The organism is Ruegeria sp. BC2, from assembly GCF_056539245.1.
This window is the reverse complement of record NZ_JBQFUQ010000001.1, coordinates 909,130-926,124: the sequence shown is the minus strand read 5'-3', so window position 1 is coordinate 926,124 and position 16,995 is coordinate 909,130. Positions and strand designations below refer to the sequence as shown.

The window sequence follows — 16,995 nt, the reverse complement described above, 5'->3', positions numbered from 1 at the left end:
GTGTTCTTGCGTTCGACCTTAAATCAATTCCGGTCGTTGACAACGCATTGTGTAACGTATACGCAATTAAATGCAACAACAAACACATCACTGCATCTGGGAGGAAAAGATGAAGTCGAAAATCGCAAGGTTGGCAGCGGCCGCCCTAATGTCGGCAGGTGCCGCAGGGCTCGTCAGCGCACAGGAATATCCGTACCGGGACATTACCACCGCCGTCGTCTGGGGCGCCGGAGGCGGTACCGACACCATCAACCGGATGATCATGGCCGAGATGGAGAAACATCTGCCGGTGTCGATCAACGTGATCAACCAGACCGGAGGCGTGGCGGGTTCAAACGGAATGGTCTACGTCATGAACCAGCCTGATGACGGCTATACGTTGGTGGGACTTTCCGAATCGAACGTGACCGCCGCCGTCCAGGGCGGCTGGGACAAAAAGTTCGACTACTGGTATCCGTTCATCGTTGGCGGCTCGCCTGATTTGATCTCGGTTCCCGCCGACAGCCCCTACAACAGCCTTGAAGAGCTGGTGGACGCGGCGAAGGCCGCGCACGGAACCATCCCCGCGGCAGCCTCGGGTGCGGGATCCATCCACCACCTGAACCTGCTGGCCATTGAAAAGGGCTCGGGCGCCGAGTTCAAATTCGTCCCCTACAAAGGCTCAGCTCCGGGGCAAGAGGCCGCCATCGCCGGTGAAGTTGCGCTGGTCGTGACCTCGCTGGCGGAACAGGCCCCGCTGATCGAAGGCGGACAGTTGCGCCCGCTGGCGATGCTGACACCTGAAAACGCGGAAATCGCGGGAATGACCGTTCCTTCGGCCTTTGGCATCTATGACGGGCTCGACCAATATTTGCCGCTGAAACAGGCAATCGGCTTTGCGGTCCACAATTCGGCAAGCGACGATGTAAAGGCAAAACTGGCCGAAGCATTCCAGAAAGCCATGGCCTCGCAGGCCGTGGCCGATTGGGCCGCGGCAAACAATTATGACATCGGCGGACAGTACGGACCCGAGGCGCAGAAGCTGTTCTCGACGTTGGAATCCACCTTTGCATACACCCTGCAAGATTTGGGTGCGACGACCGTCGATCCGGCCTCTCTGGGCATCGAGAAGCCCTGAGCGACAAACGATCTTGGGGGCGCGGTTCCGCGCCCCTTTTTTGCACGGGAGGGCAAAGTTGGAAAAGGCTGAGGACATTCTGGTCCTGCGCGCACGGGATTTCTGGGCGTCGCTGGTTTTGGGGGCGACATCGGTGTTCTTTCTGTGGAAGACCATGGACATCCCCTTGTGGGGTGAAAACAAGGCGGGGGTCAGCGGTACCCAATGGTACGACTCAGCAGCCATTGTTCCGTTGTTCATCTTTGTGGGCCTGTTGTGCCTCTCGATCGCGCTGTTCGTGATTTCGGTCCGGTCCGGCGGGGCGCGGCACGCCCTTGGTGCGGCTGGCATCGGCTGGAACCCTGACGAAGCATTTCGGTTTTCCACCATTGGCCTGATCCTTCTGGCTTATGTGGGCGGGCTGGTGCCGCGCGTCGATTTCATCCTGTGTTCCGGCCTTCTGATTACCGCTCTCATATTTGGGTATTACGGTAGGCACCCGCGGCGCGCGATGATCGCCTGCGGCGCCGTTTGCCTGGCTGGGTTCACATCCTGGTTGCTCTACCCTGCTCAAGCCGACTGGAACGCACATGCGGACGACTGGATCACGTTGGGCATTTGGGTTGCCCTGACGATCCCGGTTTTAATCAAAGCCCGGTCCGAGCGGCTTTTGCGGGTTGTCCCCTACATTGCCGTCCTCGCCCCGTTTACCCTGGTTTGCGCAATGGCCTTCGGATTTCGCCAGAATGTTCCGGCCCGTGGTGGCCTGCTGTTTCAACAAATCGAGTACCACTATTACGTGACGCTCCGCCCGATCTGGAAAGGCTAAGACCATGGAGTTCGTCTTGTCTCAGCTGGCGGGTTTCGGCCATGCCTTCACTGCGCTGGTCGTCGATCCGCTGACCTATCTCTATCTGGTTTTCTCGGTCTTTCTGGGCATCACATTCGGTGCCCTGCCCGGCCTGACCGCGACCCTTGCCGTGACCATTCTGACCGGTTTCTTCGGCAACAAGATCCCGCTGGACTACTCTTTGATCGCGCTGCTGGGCGCTTATGTGGGGGCGATTTACGGCGGGTCCTATCCCTCGATCCTGCTGAACATCCCGGGTACCGCCGCCAGCGCCGCCACCGCAATGGACGGTCACCCGCTTGCCAAGGCCGGGCGCGGAGGTGAGGCGCTTGGATTGACGACGACGGCCAGTTTCATCGGGACCATCATCGGCACACTCACGCTCCTGATCTTCGTCTGGGCGCTGCTGCTTGTTTCAAAGAACATCGCCAGCCCCGAAAAGGCGTTGCTGGCCCTGTTCGGTATCCTTCTGTCTGGCACGCTCATGAGCGAGGACCTGGTGCTGAAGGGGTGGATTTCTGGTCTGATCGGGCTTGCCATGGCCATGGTCGGACTTGACCCTTTGCTGTCCGAGCCCCGCTACACCTTCGGCTGGTCCTACATGATGAGCGGGTTCCAGGTGGTGCCCGTTCTCATGGGGGCGTTCGCGATCCCTCAGATCATCGAAGGCCTGCGCCATGTCGAAGCCGGCAAGGTCATGGCTCTGAAAGGCTCGATCCTGCCAAATCTCTCGACGGTTCGCCGTCACCTGCCCACCATCGGCAGGTCCGGCGTGATCGGCACCGGCGTTGGTGCCCTGCCGGGCGTCGGCGAGGATGTTGCCGGATGGGTCAGCTACGGTGTCGGCAAAACCGTTTCGAAGGATGGGAAGAACTTCGGCAAAGGTTCACTGGACGGGCTTTTGTGTTCAGAGACCGCCAACAACGCCTGCATCGGCGGCGCACTGATCCCGCTGTTGGTGCTGGGCATCCCCGGCTCGCCACCCGCGGCCGCGCTGCTGGGGGCGTTCAAAATCAACAACGTCATCCCCGGCCCCACGATCGACCCCGAAATCATCCTGCGGGTCGTGGCCATCCTGGTGCTGGCATCGTTGACGATGTTCCTGATGGGCCTTTTCACCGCGCGGGTCTTCATCAAGATTCTCAAAATCCCGCAAACCGTTTTCTTGCCCGTCGTGATGGTTCTGACCACGATTGGGTCGTTCAGTGTGGGCGGCGGCATCAATGACCTTTACCTCATGCTGGGGGTCGGCTTCGTGGCGTATTTCATGAACCTGATGAAATATCCGATTGCGCCGCTGGTCATTGGCGTCATCCTTGGCGGGTTGTTCGACGAGACATTCCGCCGGTCACTGTTCCTGTCGGATGGCGATCTGTCGGTATTTGTTTCTCGACCCGGAGCAGCAATTCTGCTGGTGTTGAACCTGGCGCTGATCCTCAGCCAATTGCCTCCGGTCAAACGCCTGTTCGCCCGTCTGAAAGGAGCGCCCGCCTGATGTATGCCGTTACCGTAACCTTCGAGTTGAAGCCCGGGACACGCGAGCGTTTCCTGCCTCTGATGCTGGGCAACGCGCGCAAGTCGTTGAGCGACGAACCCGGGTGCCTGCAATTCGACGTCTGCGCAGGGGACGATCCGGCCATCGTTTTTCTGTATGAGATCTACTCGAACGCCGACGCTTTCAGGATCCACTTGGACAGTCCGCATTTCAAGACATTCGATCTGGCGGTTTCGGATATGGTGGTCCGAAAGCAGGTCAACACGTTCTCCGAGGTCATGCGATGAACGACTGGGAAGTCTATGCCATCAAATATGCGGACAGAAATGCCCGCACCCGCGCTGACAGCTTCATTTTGGATGACGATCACGCGGCTCCTCATGCCATGGACTACTACCTGTGGCTGCTCAGGCGCGGCACGCAGGTCATTCTGGTGGATACCGGGTATGACACCGACGAAGGGCTGAGCCGCGGACGGCCTATTGCCATGGATCCGCGTGAAGCCTTGCTGCCTTTCGGGATCGCGCCAGAGGCCATTCAGCAAGTGATCGTCACGCACCTGCACTATGACCACGCAGGGGGTCTGCACCTGTTTCCAAACGCCACGTTGCATATGCAGTCGGCCGAGATGGCCTTTGCCACGGGTCCCTGCATGTGCCACGACACTCTGCGCGCGCCATTTTCGGCCGGTCATATCTGCGAGGCGGTCAAGCGGCTTTATTCCGGCAAAGTGGTTTTCCACGACGGCGACGCCGAGTTGGTCGACGGTGTCACGGTCCACTGCATCGGCGGCCACTCCCGCGGGCTGCAATGCGTACGGGTCCGAACTGCCAGCGGCTGGATGGTTTTGGCGTCGGACGCATCGCATTACTACGAGAACTTCATGGCCCGAAAACCATTTCCCATTGTGGTCGACCTGCAGGACATGCTGGACGGCTTTGACAAGCTGCAAAGCCTCGCGTCTGCCCCTGGCCTGATCATCCCAGGCCACGATCCGCTGGTCCGGTCCGTTTTTGCCCCGGGACCAGCCGACCACATCAACCGTTTGGACACGGGGCCAATCAGAGAGATCAAACTATGAAGATCGGAGTCATTGCCGATGATTTCACCGGCGCATCCGACATTGGCCTGACCCTCGCTGAGGGCGGCATGCGCGTCAGCCAGTTTGTTGGCATCCCAAAGGGCCACGCGGACCAGGATCTGGATGCGGCCGTGGTTGCGCTCAAGTCACGCACGGCCCCGGTTGACGAGGCGGTGCGCGACAGTCTGGCAGCCTGTGACTGGCTGCTATCCCAAGGTGCGCAGCAAATCGTCTTCAAGGTCTGTTCGACCTTCGACAGCACCGCAAAGGGCAATATCGGTCCGGTTCTGGATGCGCTGACGGAAAGGCTGAACGCTCCGACCACGATCGTCTGTCCGGCTTTTCCCGAAAATGGGCGCAGTGTTTACCAAGGGCACCTGTTCGTGCAGGACAAGCTGTTGAATGAAAGCGGCATGCAGAACCATCCACTGACTCCGATGACCGACCCTGATCTCCGGCGTCTGCTGGCCGCTCAGTCCGCCCGTCCGGTCCATCATGTGGCCGCCTTGTTGGTCATGCAGGGGGCTGCAGCCATTCAGTCTGCCCTGCCTGCCAAAGGTCATACGATTGTCGACGCGATCCGCGACGCAGACCTGCTGGAAATCGGCAAGGCTGCCCGCGATACCCTGCTCCTTTGCGGCGGGTCCGGGATCGCGCTTGGGTTGCCAGAAAATTTTGGCTTCAAACCGCGACACCCACAGTGGGACGGCGTGTCCGGACCCGGCATTGTGCTGTCAGGATCCTGCAGTCGCGCCACCCGAGAGCAAGTCGCGCGCTACCGGGACATCGCCCCACACCGCGAGGTCACCGCGCGGGACGCGGTCAGCGGCTCGATCTCGGTGGAAGAATTGGTCAACTGGGCGCTCGAGCAGAAACAACCGCCGCTGATCTACTCTTCGGCCGATCCACAAGTCGTGAGGCAAGCACAGGGCTCCTTCGGCAAGGAAAAGGCATCTGCCGCGATCGAAAACCTGTTCTCTGATCTCTCCCGCAGCCTGCGGACCGCGGGCTTCCGACGGATGGTCATTGCAGGGGGTGAGACTTCGGGCGCGGTTGTCCAGGGCCTGCGCGCACAGCAGTTGCAGATCGGCCCCCGCTTGGCAGCCGGCGTTCCCATGGTACTCCTGGCCGGCAACCCGTCCGTTGCACTGGCGCTGAAATCGGGCAATTTCGGCGGCCCCGATTTCTTTGCGGACGCCTTGAACAGAATGGAGCAACAACAATGAGCGAGGCGGCGAAGCTGCGGGAAGAAATCTGTCTGCTTGCAAAGTCGATGTTCGACCGGGGACTGACCTGCGGCGCGTCGGGCAACATCTCGGCCCGGCTGTCCGACGGAACGATCCTGGTAACGCCGACCGGCAGTTCGATGGGGTTTCTCGACCCGGCACGGATCAGCCATCTGGATGCCCGGTTTCAGCACATTGATGGCGACTTGCCGACCAAGGAAGTCCCTCTGCACTCGGCCTTCTACGACACAAGGCAGCAGACCGGGGCTGTGGTCCACCTCCACTCGACGCATTCGGTGGCCTGGTCCATGCTTCCCGAAGTTGACCCCGAAGACGTTCTGCCGCCTTTGACCCCGTATTCAATCATGCGGGTCGGTCGGGTGAAATTACTGCCATTCTTCCTGCCCGGCGACCCTGAAATGGGAAATGCGGTCCGGGGACTGGCCGGACAGCGCAGCGCGGTGCTGCTGGCCAATCACGGCCCTGTGGTTGCCGGCAAAGACATCTGGGCGGCCAGTTTCGCAATGGAGGAACTGGAGGAAACCGCAAAACTCGCCCTGTTGACCCGAGGACTGAACCCTCGCCAGCTAAGCGCCGAACAGATTTCAGCCCTGTACGACATGACAGGCCACAGCAAGTAGCCGGTTCGAACACCCGCTGCCCTGACAACACGCTTTGCGATCCAATCGGCCGGATTTCGGCTATTGTCGCCAGCTTTTGCGTCCATTTCTGGCAATGATCATCTCAAGCTTGCTCAATTACCCTGCGTAAATTACCATTTTCGGCGGGGGACTGTGTCGTTGAATGGTTTAAAGCTGCTTTTTGTGCAGGCAGGGTTCGGTCCGGGTGGTGCGGAAAAAGTCATCGCCATGTTGTCGAACCATTTCGTAGAACGCGGTTGCGAGGTTCACGCAACGGCGTTCAGCATGCCGGAAAACGGTCCCTATTTCTCGATGAACGAAAAAGTGCGGACCAGCGCGCTGTCCGGCAGGCGCGGACAGTTCAATAGGATCACGCACGTCCGTTCTGTCATTCGCGAGCTACGACCCGATGTCGTGATTTCGTTTCTGACCAAAGTGAATGTAATCACCTTGATCGCCACACTGGACTCCAAGCTGCCGGTCATCATTTCGGAACGGAACAACCCACGTCTGCAGGACGCACACCCCGGATGGGCGCGACTGCAATCCGTTCTGGGCCGAAGGTCAAAGGCTGTCGTTGCATTGACGCAAAAAGGTCTGGCGGATCTGCCCGGCCCGCTCCGCCGTCGCGGTCGGGTCATACCGAACCCGATCGAGCCTTTCACACGCGCGCAGGTGTCGAACTCCGAAAAAGCGCGTCACCTGGTCTCGGTTGGTCGTCTGGTGCCGCAGAAGGGTTTTCACCTTCTTCTGGAAACCATGGCCAGGATCTATGCCGAGTGCCCATGGACCACCCTGACGATCTACGGTGAAGGTCCCGAGCGTCCCGCACTCGAGCAATTGCGCAAGTCTCTCGGTCTTGAGGGCTGCGTTCATTTGCCAGGCAACACGGCCCGGGCCGGCGACTGGGCCAACGACGCCGACGTCGTGGTTGGGTCTTCGCTGTATGAAGGGTTTCACAATGTTGTCGCCGAAGCTGTCGTCAGCGGGATCCCGGTCGTCTCATTCGATTGTAACTATGGTCCGTCCGAATTCATCCGCCACGGCCGAAATGGCTATCTGGTTCCGACCGGCGACGTCACCGGACTGGCAGAAGCCGCCATTCGTCTGATCAATGACCCGACAGCCCGCGCGGGAATGGCAAACGAATCTGATGAGTTAAGGGCGCTTCTTTCTCCAGAGAGGGTATACTCCGCGTGGGAGAGCGTCGTCGCGGACGCAGTTGCGCGAAACGGTCGAATGATCTGACGAGACCCGACACGGTCGACCATCCCACCATGCCAAATCCTGAGCGGGGACAGGCTGATTTTGGCCTGCCCTCAACCCTGCTCTGTTAATTTTCATTATTGACAACTTACGCGCCATAGTTATTTGTCAAAAATGACAATAAAGGAACCCCAATGCCCCGGCCTACGCTCAAAGACCAACGATCTGCTGAAATACTCAATGCCTACCTGACCTGTGTGGCCCGTTTCGGACTGGAAGGCGCAACACAAGAACGCATCGCGGCGGAGGCTGGTGTCAAACGGCCCTTGTTGCGCCACTACTTGGGAAACCGGGATGACATGACGGCGGCATTGGCAGACCACGTGATCAACGCTTTTGCCGAAGTGACAGAGGCGGTCTCGGTTCACTTCGGGTCGCAGGGTGAGCCATCTGAGTTGATTGATGCCCTGTTTGACGACGGGCACGGCCATGATCCCCGGCTGATGCTGGCTTGGCAGGCTTTGGCAACGGCCGCAGAACGCATTCCTGACCTGGGCCCCAAACTGACCCAAAGCTACGCCGACTTTCTGGCCGTCATCGAAGGCAATCTGGCCCGCGCCTATCCATCGGCACCTCCCGAACGCATTCGGGCCGTCGCCCATGGAGTAACCGCTTGCGCTCAGAACATCGACGCGCTTGTCCCGATTTCACCGCCAGCTCAGTGGCGCGACGATCTGAAAGCGGCGGCGCTGGCGTTGCTTGCAAGCTTGGAGAGTGACGCATGATCAATCTCCCCAGACTGATCAACTACGCAGCCCTACCCGTTCTTTTGGTGGCCACATGGCTGGGGCTCCAATGGCCCTGGGGGCTGGTATTCCTCTGGTGGGCCATACCGTCGATCCGCAGCGGCCAAGCTTTCCTGATCAATACCGTCAACCGCGAAACCGATCCACTCCTGTTCTGGACCGTTACTGTTCTTTGGATGGTCTTCGGCGGCCTGATGGTTACCGCCGACATCGCACCGGCCGACTATCCGGCCTGACTGGTCTGAGAGGTTTTCATGACACGAATGTATCACCGGCTTCCCGCCTCTGCCTATACAGCGCAGGACTGGTACGGCCGCGAGCAAGAACTGATCTTCTCTCGCACCTGGCGATATGCCGGGTTTGCCGAGGATGTACCCGAGCCCGGACATTACATCTCGGTCCAGGCAGGTTTGCACAACATCTTCGTCGTAATGGGGCGCGACCGTCGGCTGCGGGCGTTCCACAACATCTGCCGTCACCGCGGAACCCAATTGATCCGTGCAGTGGGCAAAACACAGAAGGCACTGACCTGCCCCTATCACGATTGGACCTACGATCTGGAAGGCAACCTGATCTCGGTCCCGGATGAAGACCGCGAATATCCTGGCGGCATCGACAAATCTTGCCTCGGGTTGAAACCCGCAAGCGTCGATCTCTGGCGCGGGATGATCTTCGTACACCCTAACCCGCAGGCGCCGAGCCTTGCGGAGTGGTTCGGGCCCGTGGATCCGTTGCTGGGCCCGCACAAGCCCGAAGAATTGGTCGAATACGGCGAAGCCCGCCAAAGCTATGAGATCCGCGCCAACTGGAAGATCGTGGTTGAGAACTACATCGACGTCTTCCACCTGAGCCACCTGCATTCGAACACGCTTCACATGTATGACCACGGTCGCGCAGAATACGGCTGGAAAGGTCCACACTATCATTTTTGGGAGCCGCCCGCGTCAGACTATGCCCGCGCGCTCGAGAAAAACCTGCCCACTCCGCGAGTAATCCCGAAACCGCACGTTGGCGCCTGGGTGCCGATGCTGTTTCCGGGCATTGGCTTGGCTGGCAGTGAAGACAGCTGGAACATCTTCATCATCACGCCACTCGCGCCCGACCGAACGCGAGTGGAAAACCGCACCCGATGGGCCAGCGCGTCGGCGTGGGAGTACTCGCGGCAGCAATGGTCATCTTACGCGTTCTGGCGTGACTTCGGTGGCACGAAGTACAAAGGCGACCACGCGTTGGGCAAAGATGATCCGATGGCCTCGGGCGATTTCACGACCGAAGATGTCTATGCCTGCGAACAGCAACAGAAATCCTTGGCAAGCCCGTTGTTTGAAGTCGGCCCCGCCTCTGTCGGAGAAGGCCCGGTTTTGCAGCATCAGCAAGTTGTTATGGACTTCATGACGAAAGCTGAGGCCGAGACATGACCAGGCCCAAAACACTCTCCCCAAACGCCATCCCTGGGCCGGCACCAATCATCCCGCGCCCAACTGCCCAGAACCCAAAGGTCATCCTGTGAGACTTCGCATTCTTGCCAGCTTGGTTGGGATCGCCCTGGCAGGCGGACTGGCTCTCGCCGCGCCCGGCAGCGACCCGAAGGCGGTTGCCGAACGTCAGCTATCTGTCCCCAACTCTCAGATCGCGTGGAGCGACTGGGATCCCGAAGCGATCCACACGATCACCGTAAAATATGGTCAGGGCCAGCCGGATAATCACTTTAGCTATTCGGTGGCCGATTGGGCCCAGCGAAAGGGCGACCCCGGCTTTGAACCTGTCCCAGAGCTGCAGGGGTATGTGGAAACAGAGCGCTCACCCCCGCGGATCGTGATCACGGAAGAGCCGGGCAGCGCCACGGCAACAGCGGTCACCACAGTCAAGTACGACTGGCAGGGTCACGCAGGTACGATGGCTCAAACCGACCGCTTTTCGCTGACGCGCAAAGGCCGAAAATGGGTGATCCGCGCACTGCACACCACCATGGATTATCGCTGACTGAAGATGGCCGTCTTTTGCTCAGGAAAGGACCACTCGTGACCCGCAAATTCTTCCCCTTGTCCGTGGCTGAAATCCGACCTGAAATCGGTGGCGAAGCAACCACCGTCGTGCTGGACGTACCACCAGCCCTGACTGAGCTGTTTCGCTGGTCCCCCGGCCAACATCTGACACTGCGCTTCGGCCTGAGCGGGAAAGAGCAGCGACGCTGCTACACCATCTCAAACCCGCCAGACGAAGCGCTGCGGATCACCGTGAAACGCGTTTCCGAAGGATTGGTGTCGAACCATATCGGCGACACCCTGCGCGCCGGAGATGCGGTCGAGGCGATGCCACCCTTTGGCCGCTTCACGCTGGAACCCAACGCAACTGCACGACGCACGCACTACTTTTTTGGCGCGGGCAGCGGGTTGACTCCGCTTTATGCGATGATCCGAGCCGTGCTTGACCACGAGCCACATTCCGTCGCCCATCTAATCTACGGCAACCGGTCCGAGAATGAGATTCTGTTTCGGGAAACGCTGGACGCCCTTGTCGAGGCCAACCCATACCGGTTCACCTTGCGCCATGTCTTGTCTGCCCGATCGCTGTTGAACTGGTTCAGCCCCTGGCGAACCGGACGCGTTGACTCGGATGCGATCAAGGCCGCAATCGAAGAGTCACCCCCCATCGCACAGGACGTCCAGTATTGGATATGCGGCCCTGGCAGCATGAACTCAGTCGTTCGGGCAGCGCTGAACGCGCTGGATGTGCCCGATTCTCGCATCCACATGGAAAGCTTCGGCGCCGACCCAGTTCAGGACATGAACCAATCCGGCATGGCGGCCACAGCGAGGGTGACGCTGGATGGGAAAACCCGCGATGTGCCTATCGAGGCTGGGCAAACGATCCTGGAGGCCGCCATTGCAGCGGGACTGGCGCCGCCCTTCAGCTGCCAGTCAGGCGTCTGCGGCGCATGCCGCGCAATTCGGACAGAGGGTCAGGTTCAAATGCGGGCGCACATGGCCCTCGATCAGAACGACATCGCACGCGGTGAAGTTTTGACCTGCCAAGCCGTTCCCAAAAGCAAAGAACTGGCCGTGCAGTTCCCCGATACGTAACAGCCCCGGCACCACCCATCACCGCTCGACTGTAAGGATCCAAGCACGCCACACTTGTTCGCCCAACGTGTCCGGGTCAAAGAACGGCCGATCCCGCGCGGTGCGCAAAAACTGTGGGTATTCAAGGTGAATGGCGGAGAGACAGGGATTCGAACCCTGGAGACGGTTTCCCGCCTACACACTTTCCAGGCGTGCGCCTTCGACCACTCGGCCACCTCTCCGTGCCGGCGATATTTGGACCAACGAACAGGGATTTGCAAGGGCCGATTGCGCGGAAATCCAGGGGATCCGCAAGTTGCCCGAAGCTCCCCCACCCCAAACGATTGAGCGGGGTCGCTTCGGTCTCGTCCAGCCGGCGAAATGTTGCTGTAGTCCTCTGACTACAGCTCTTCGCCGTTGTCTCCGTCCATGTCCGCCTCGGTCAGGCCCATCGGCGCCGAGCTTGCGTCGTCGGTGTTAACAGGTTCCTGTTGATCCGGCTGTTGGGGCTTGGCGGCCTTGTTGGCCGGTTGCACCAGAACCTCGGGGTTGCGCAGCCAGAGATCGCGCTGCGCGAATGGAATCTCGATCCCTTCTTCGGTGAAGCGCCGGTTGATTTCGTGGTTCATGTCCGACTTTACGGACAAGACCCAGTTCACGTCACGCAGGATCGCTCTGATTTCGAAATCCAGCGAGTCCGCGCCAAACCCCTGGAACACGACGTTGGGTGCCGGGTTGGCCAACACCATTGGATGCGCATTCGCGATTTCGCCCAGGATCTTCTCAACCTTGCGAGTGTCGGTCCCATAGGCGACGCCAACCGGAACGATGACCCGTCCGATGGTGTTGCCGCGGGTATAGTTGGTCACCACACCGCTGATCAGGTCCGAGTTCGGAACGATCACATCGGTCCGGTCAAAGGTTTCCACCCGTGTCGAGCGCACCGAGATGTCGCGCACATAACCCATCATCCCGTTGACATCGATCCAGTCCCCTTTGGCAATCGGCCGTTCGACCAACAGGATGATGCCCGATACAAAATTCGACACGATTGTCTGCAATCCGAAACCGATGCCCACAGACAACGCACCCGCGACGATCGCCAGTGACGACAGATCAAAGCCCGCGACAATGATCGCAGCCAGTGCTGCAAGGAAAATTCCCACATAGCCCGTTCCTGCGACGATCGCGTTCTGCCCCCCCGGATCGATGCTGGTTTTGGGAAGCAACGAGTTACGCAAACCGCTCTGCAGTAGTCTCGTCAGCATGTAACCGATCGCAAATACGGCCGCGAAAGTCAGGAAGTTGCTGGGCGAGATCGTCACGCCGCCGATGTCAAATCCCATCAGAAGCCGGGACCACGCCTCGCGCAGGTCCGAGTCGCGCGCGCCCCAATACAGCGCCAGAATGGGCAACGACAGAATGGCCAGAACGAACCCGACCAGCACCGAGAACAACGAGTCGCTGGCCGCGTCGCCCTGCCCCGTCAGCCAGCCATAGATCGAGCTGATGAACCTCTGGAAGATGACGATGGCCGTTATCAGGACCAGCGTTTTGACCGATGGGAACACGATCGCTTCGGCGGCATTGGTATAGCCAATGGCAGCCAGGACAACGCTTGCGATGCCCAGGAAAAACAGCGCCCGACGGAGCAGTTCAACCAGCTGACTGAACCCTGCCGCCCGTGCCGACTGGCCCTGCTCAGTCTCATCCTCGGATCCTTCAGGGCGGCGGATTTGGCGGATCCGCAGCAGCAACAGGGCTGTCACGAGTATGACCGGGAAGCTAACGACGGCGCGAGTAGCCTCGGAGGTGTTTTCGATCCGTTCGAACAATTGGCCCAGTTCATGCAGGATCAGCATCAGCGCGAGCAGATCCAGATAAACCCGCAGCTCCTTGATCGTATTTGCCGACAGGACTTTGAAACCCCGTTCTTCGCCCATCAAATAGACCTGACGACCGATCCAGTCGTAAAACAGGATGATCGCGGCCCAATACGGAATTTCCTGGATCAGCAATGTGCCGCGCAACCCCGGTACTCCGGTCATGACCACCGCTTGAACGATGATGGCAACCCCGAACCATGGCAGGATGATCCGGAACAGCGACACGACGAATGTCCATACGCCACGCCCGGAACCTCCGAACCGCCGCAGATAATCCCCAGCTTTCTCCGACCATGATCGCCCGAACAGCAGCAGGATCGCGGCCACCGCGAGCAGAATACTGATGGCAAGTCCGCTCTCTTTCAGCTTTTCACGGACAACAGCCGAACGCATGTTGGCCTTCGTCTCGTTAGTCAATGCACGGCCAGCTTCGGTTACGTCCACCCAGGCAGGCGCCCAATGCGCGGGGTTGAGCGGCGATGGCCCACGCTCAAGAAACTCTTTCCGCTGCCGTTCACGGATGATCTTGTCGATTTCGCTGATCAGGCCGTTGGCACGGCTGTAGGCCTCTTCCGAGATGATCCGCGGCACCTTCAGGCCGTTGAGTTGCTGCTCGAGGTTCTCTCGCAAGCTGGCGATGTCTTCGGGTTCCGAAGATCCGTCATCGGGTTTGGGCCCCAATGCCTTGAGCTGGCTTTCCAGCGTTTGAATGCGATCCGTGTTCGCACTTCGGGCGCGATTGAAGTCGTCCCGATAACCACTTATTTCAGTGCGCAATTTCTCCATCGAGGCATTCGATGCCCGATTGGCTTCGATCACCTTCTCGGCACGCTCGGCGGTGCTGAGCCATCCCTGGTAGTACTCGCTCTGACGGTCGGTCAGCTGCGCCGAGGCTCCGCCTGCGACGCCAAATGCGACCACAAACGCAAATGCCAGTAAAACGAGAAACTGCCGCAGCATCATACGTCCTCAAAAACACCCGGTATGCTGCGCGGGGCCTCGGTCATCCACTCTGGAACCGGCAACTCTTTTTCACTCAGGAAGTCGGGGTTGAACAGTTTCGACTGGTAGCGCGTGCCATAGTCGCACAACACGGTGACGATGGTGTGACCCGGACCCATTTCCTTGGCCAGCCTCACGGCGCCGGCAATGTTGATTGCGGTGGACCCACCCATGACCAACCCCTCTTCGCGCAGAAGATCGAAGATATAGGGCAACGCTTCGTTGTCCGTAATCTGGTAGGCGTGGTCGGGCTTGAACCCTTCAAGGTTTTTGGTGATGCGGACCTGGCCGATCCCCTCGGCGATCGAGCCACCCTCCATCGCGATTTCACCCGTCGTATAATAGGAATAGAGACCCGCACCCATCGGATCGGCGATACCGATCTTGACGCCCTTGGGCTGCAAAGCCTCGGCCACACCGGCCAGCGTTCCGCCCGATCCGACCGCGCAAATGAATCCATCGACCTTGCCGTCGGTCTGCTCCCAGATTTCCGGCCCAGTGGTCTCGACATGTGCCTGACGGTTCGCGACGTTGTCGAACTGGTTTGCCCAAATCGCACCATTGGGTTCGGTCTTGGCCAACTGCTCGGCCAGTCGCCGAGAGTAATGCACAAAATTGTTGGGATTCCGGTAAGGTGCAGCGGGAACCTGAACCAGTTGAGCCCCGGCGAGGCGCAGCATGTCCTTCTTCTCTTCGGATTGGGTTTCCGGGATGACGATCACGGTTTTGAACCCCATCGACGCGCCGACCAGCGCCAGACCGATGCCCGTGTTGCCCGCCGTCCCCTCGACAATCGTCCCGCCGGGCTTGAGATCACCGCGCGCAATGGCGTCGCGAATGATGAACAGCGCCGCGCGATCCTTGACCGACTGACCGGGGTTCATGAACTCGGCCTTCCCAAGGATTTCGCACCCGGTTTCTTCGCTGACACGGCGCAGCCGGATCAACGGAGTTTTTCCTACGGCGTCAGCAAGGTCTCGTGCAATGCGCATGGCACCCTCTTGTAAATTGGCGTTTTCGCAGATGTACAGGTGCCCTGCGCCGACCACAAGGCGGGATAGTCATCCCCGCAACCGATCGCGGTTGCGTGCCAACCAATGCGCCAGGGACAATAGAGGAAGGTCCTTGAAGACATGCCGGTCAACCATATCCATGAATTCGGCATATGGCAGAATCCTGCTGCGAATGTCCTCCCCCTCGGTCGCCAAGCCACCATTGTTGATCGAGGCGGTGAGGTCTCCAATCCCAACATAGAGGTGGATGTATTCGGTGGAAGATCCGCTCGAAGAATAAGCGCCACCTGCATATTCGAGCCGCGAGAACGACACCTGTGCCTCCTCCATGGCTTCCCTGTGGGCCGCCTGATCAGGGGTTTCTCCGGGGTCGATCATGCCGGCAACCGGCTCCCACATCCACGGCTCGGGGTCATCGATCAAAAATACCGGGGTTCGGAACTGCTCAACCAAAAGGACCGTATCGCGCAGAGGATCATACGGCAGCACCACGACCGCAGCACCCTGCAACAAACCATTCCGATTCAGAACCGGCCCCATCGACCCATCGTATCGGCGGTGCTGCAGTTCGATTTCTTCCATCCCGAAATAGTCGATGTATGCGCGCGTGTGGCGGTGAACGATCACATCATCGCCGGCGCTGCGTCCATCCCCGGTTTTTCGTTGCTGCGCCGCAAGCTTGGCCCACGCGCGGGTACGAATGGCAGGAAAGCTGCGCGCGATCCGAGAGGCATCAACCTTGCCGAGATATCCCATGACCTCATCCGCAGCCAAAAGGGTCATCGCACCCCACTCGGACACCCACTTTTCCAACGACCAGGGATCGGCCGGCGTCCATAACCCGGGGGCGGGAAAGAAGACTTGGGCGGAAACGGTCAATCCGCCTTCAAGGACGACCTCTTTGACGTGCAGGTCATAGTCGAACCCACCTTCGTAGAAGGCCAACCGTTTGATGTCTTGCGCAGTTAGGTTCTGCACCAAGATACCCCGTGCCGCTGCGCCGGGCGCCTCAAGGATCATCGGAAAGGCTTGGTCCTGCACCGCGTGAACCGCATGGTCCGGCAGCATCGCCGGCTCGGCCGCAAGATCCTGTCCCGAGCGACCCAAAACAAGTTCAAGCAGCGGCAAATACCGCAATGTGCCGTAGAAAAACAGATGGGTCATCGTAGGCTCGTGACTAGGGCGTCAGTTCCAGCGCCGCGAGGCGCCTTCGGTAAACAGGCCGGACAGCAGCGCACCAATCGCCAAGGTCGCGATGATCTCGGGCGAGATCAGTTGCTTGCCGAAATCCACACCGATCTGGAAGATGGCCAGCAATGCTTCGAATGGACCGTCATAGCGGTGACGCATCGCAAGCCGGAACATCTCGTACGTGCCCTGAACGAACAGGCCCCAAAACACCAGAGAAACCACTCCGGTCAGGCCATTGTTCACGGCTGCAGTCCAGCCGCGGCCAGCCCGTTTGCCCATGATGACCCAACCACACAAAAAACCAAGGACCAGGTTCACATAGGTAAAGTAGCCGTAGTCCTTTCCCTCTTCGCCGTTGTCGATGATCATGCCGGACACAAGGAAAGCCACCACCATGAGACTGAGCGCGGCAACAAGACGTGAGGCTGTCGGCATTCCGG

General features: G+C 59.5%; 17 protein-coding genes and 1 tRNA gene. 13 read left to right on the top strand and 5 right to left on the bottom strand.

The features are described 5' to 3' along the window. Nucleotides 1-109 precede the first annotated feature (109 nt). The 13 genes from ACR0CU_RS04485 to ACR0CU_RS04425 all read left to right on the top strand — a co-directional run bounded on the left by ACR0CU_RS04485 (nucleotide 110) and on the right by ACR0CU_RS04425 (nucleotide 11,484). Nucleotides 110-1,117, top strand: a complete 1,008-nt coding sequence (locus tag ACR0CU_RS04485) for a tripartite tricarboxylate transporter substrate binding protein (protein ID WP_170445631.1) — start codon at nucleotides 110-112, stop codon at nucleotides 1,115-1,117. A 58-nt stretch (nucleotides 1,118-1,175) separates the two neighbouring features. Next, the gene (locus tag ACR0CU_RS04480; RefSeq protein ID WP_170445628.1) at nucleotides 1,176-1,925 is read left to right on the top strand and encodes a hypothetical protein; all 750 of its coding nucleotides are present in this window, start codon (nucleotides 1,176-1,178) and stop codon (nucleotides 1,923-1,925) included. 4 nt (nucleotides 1,926-1,929) lie between these two features. Further along, a complete protein-coding gene (locus ACR0CU_RS04475) occupies nucleotides 1,930-3,441 on the top strand; it encodes a tripartite tricarboxylate transporter permease (RefSeq protein WP_170445618.1) in 1,512 nt (503 codons plus the stop codon). Next, nucleotides 3,441-3,728, top strand: coding sequence for a putative quinol monooxygenase (locus ACR0CU_RS04470; RefSeq protein ID WP_170445615.1), 288 nt, complete (start codon nucleotides 3,441-3,443; stop codon nucleotides 3,726-3,728). The genes ACR0CU_RS04475 and ACR0CU_RS04470 overlap by 1 nt, the downstream gene beginning before the upstream one ends. Continuing rightward, nucleotides 3,725-4,522 (top strand): N-acyl homoserine lactonase family protein, encoded by a 798-nt coding sequence (locus ACR0CU_RS04465; protein ID WP_170445612.1) that lies wholly within the window; start codon nucleotides 3,725-3,727, stop codon nucleotides 4,520-4,522. The genes ACR0CU_RS04470 and ACR0CU_RS04465 overlap by 4 nt, the downstream gene beginning before the upstream one ends. Continuing rightward, nucleotides 4,519-5,748: a 3-oxo-tetronate kinase gene (gene otnK, locus ACR0CU_RS04460; protein WP_480642536.1), complete on the top strand. Its 1,230-nt coding sequence runs from the start codon at nucleotides 4,519-4,521 to the stop codon at nucleotides 5,746-5,748. Before ACR0CU_RS04465 ends, otnK begins: the two co-directional genes overlap by 4 nt. Beyond that, the gene (gene otnC, locus ACR0CU_RS04455) at nucleotides 5,745-6,389 is read left to right on the top strand and encodes a 3-oxo-tetronate 4-phosphate decarboxylase (protein WP_170371177.1); all 645 of its coding nucleotides are present in this window, start codon (nucleotides 5,745-5,747) and stop codon (nucleotides 6,387-6,389) included. The genes otnK and otnC overlap by 4 nt, the downstream gene beginning before the upstream one ends. A 159-nt stretch (nucleotides 6,390-6,548) precedes the next feature. Beyond that, nucleotides 6,549-7,637 carry a glycosyltransferase family 4 protein gene (locus tag ACR0CU_RS04450; RefSeq protein WP_170445607.1) on the top strand — a complete coding sequence of 363 codons (1,089 nt, stop codon included), beginning with the start codon at nucleotides 6,549-6,551 and terminating at the stop codon, nucleotides 7,635-7,637. A 152-nt stretch (nucleotides 7,638-7,789) separates the two neighbouring features. After that, nucleotides 7,790-8,380, top strand: a complete 591-nt coding sequence (locus ACR0CU_RS04445; RefSeq protein ID WP_170445604.1) for a TetR/AcrR family transcriptional regulator — start codon at nucleotides 7,790-7,792, stop codon at nucleotides 8,378-8,380. After that, nucleotides 8,377-8,637, top strand: a complete 261-nt coding sequence (locus ACR0CU_RS04440; protein ID WP_170339481.1) for a hypothetical protein — start codon at nucleotides 8,377-8,379, stop codon at nucleotides 8,635-8,637. Before ACR0CU_RS04445 ends, ACR0CU_RS04440 begins: the two co-directional genes overlap by 4 nt. An 18-nt stretch (nucleotides 8,638-8,655) precedes the next feature. Continuing rightward, on the top strand, nucleotides 8,656-9,819 hold the full coding sequence (locus tag ACR0CU_RS04435) for an aromatic ring-hydroxylating oxygenase subunit alpha (RefSeq protein ID WP_170445601.1): 1,164 nt from the start codon (nucleotides 8,656-8,658) through the stop codon (nucleotides 9,817-9,819). A gap of 88 nt (nucleotides 9,820-9,907) precedes the next feature. After that, a complete protein-coding gene (locus tag ACR0CU_RS04430) occupies nucleotides 9,908-10,384 on the top strand; it encodes a hypothetical protein (RefSeq protein ID WP_217356757.1) in 477 nt (158 codons plus the stop codon). A gap of 38 nt (nucleotides 10,385-10,422) precedes the next feature. Further along, nucleotides 10,423-11,484: a 2Fe-2S iron-sulfur cluster-binding protein gene (locus ACR0CU_RS04425; RefSeq protein WP_170445595.1), complete on the top strand. Its 1,062-nt coding sequence runs from the start codon at nucleotides 10,423-10,425 to the stop codon at nucleotides 11,482-11,484. Nucleotides 11,485-11,615: 131 nt separating this feature from the next. Here the strand turns inward: ACR0CU_RS04425 and ACR0CU_RS04420 are convergent. From ACR0CU_RS04420 to ACR0CU_RS04400, 5 genes are all read right to left on the bottom strand, one after another. Next, nucleotides 11,616-11,705 (bottom strand) — tRNA-Ser (locus ACR0CU_RS04420). A gap of 159 nt (nucleotides 11,706-11,864) precedes the next feature. Further along, nucleotides 11,865-14,309, bottom strand: coding sequence for a DUF3772 domain-containing protein (locus ACR0CU_RS04415; RefSeq protein ID WP_170445592.1), 2,445 nt, complete (start codon nucleotides 14,307-14,309; stop codon nucleotides 11,865-11,867). Next, entirely contained in the window at nucleotides 14,309-15,343 is a 1,035-nt protein-coding gene (locus tag ACR0CU_RS04410) for a cysteine synthase A (protein ID WP_170445589.1), read from the bottom strand. Before ACR0CU_RS04410 ends, ACR0CU_RS04415 begins: the two co-directional genes overlap by 1 nt. 69 nt (nucleotides 15,344-15,412) lie before the next feature. Further along, nucleotides 15,413-16,528: an NUDIX domain-containing protein gene (locus ACR0CU_RS04405; protein ID WP_170445586.1), complete on the bottom strand. Its 1,116-nt coding sequence runs from the start codon at nucleotides 16,526-16,528 to the stop codon at nucleotides 15,413-15,415. Nucleotides 16,529-16,549: 21 nt separating this feature from the next. Then, nucleotides 16,550-16,990, bottom strand: coding sequence for a TrgA family protein (locus ACR0CU_RS04400; RefSeq protein ID WP_093961876.1), 441 nt, complete (start codon nucleotides 16,988-16,990; stop codon nucleotides 16,550-16,552). Nucleotides 16,991-16,995: the final 5 nt, after the last annotated feature.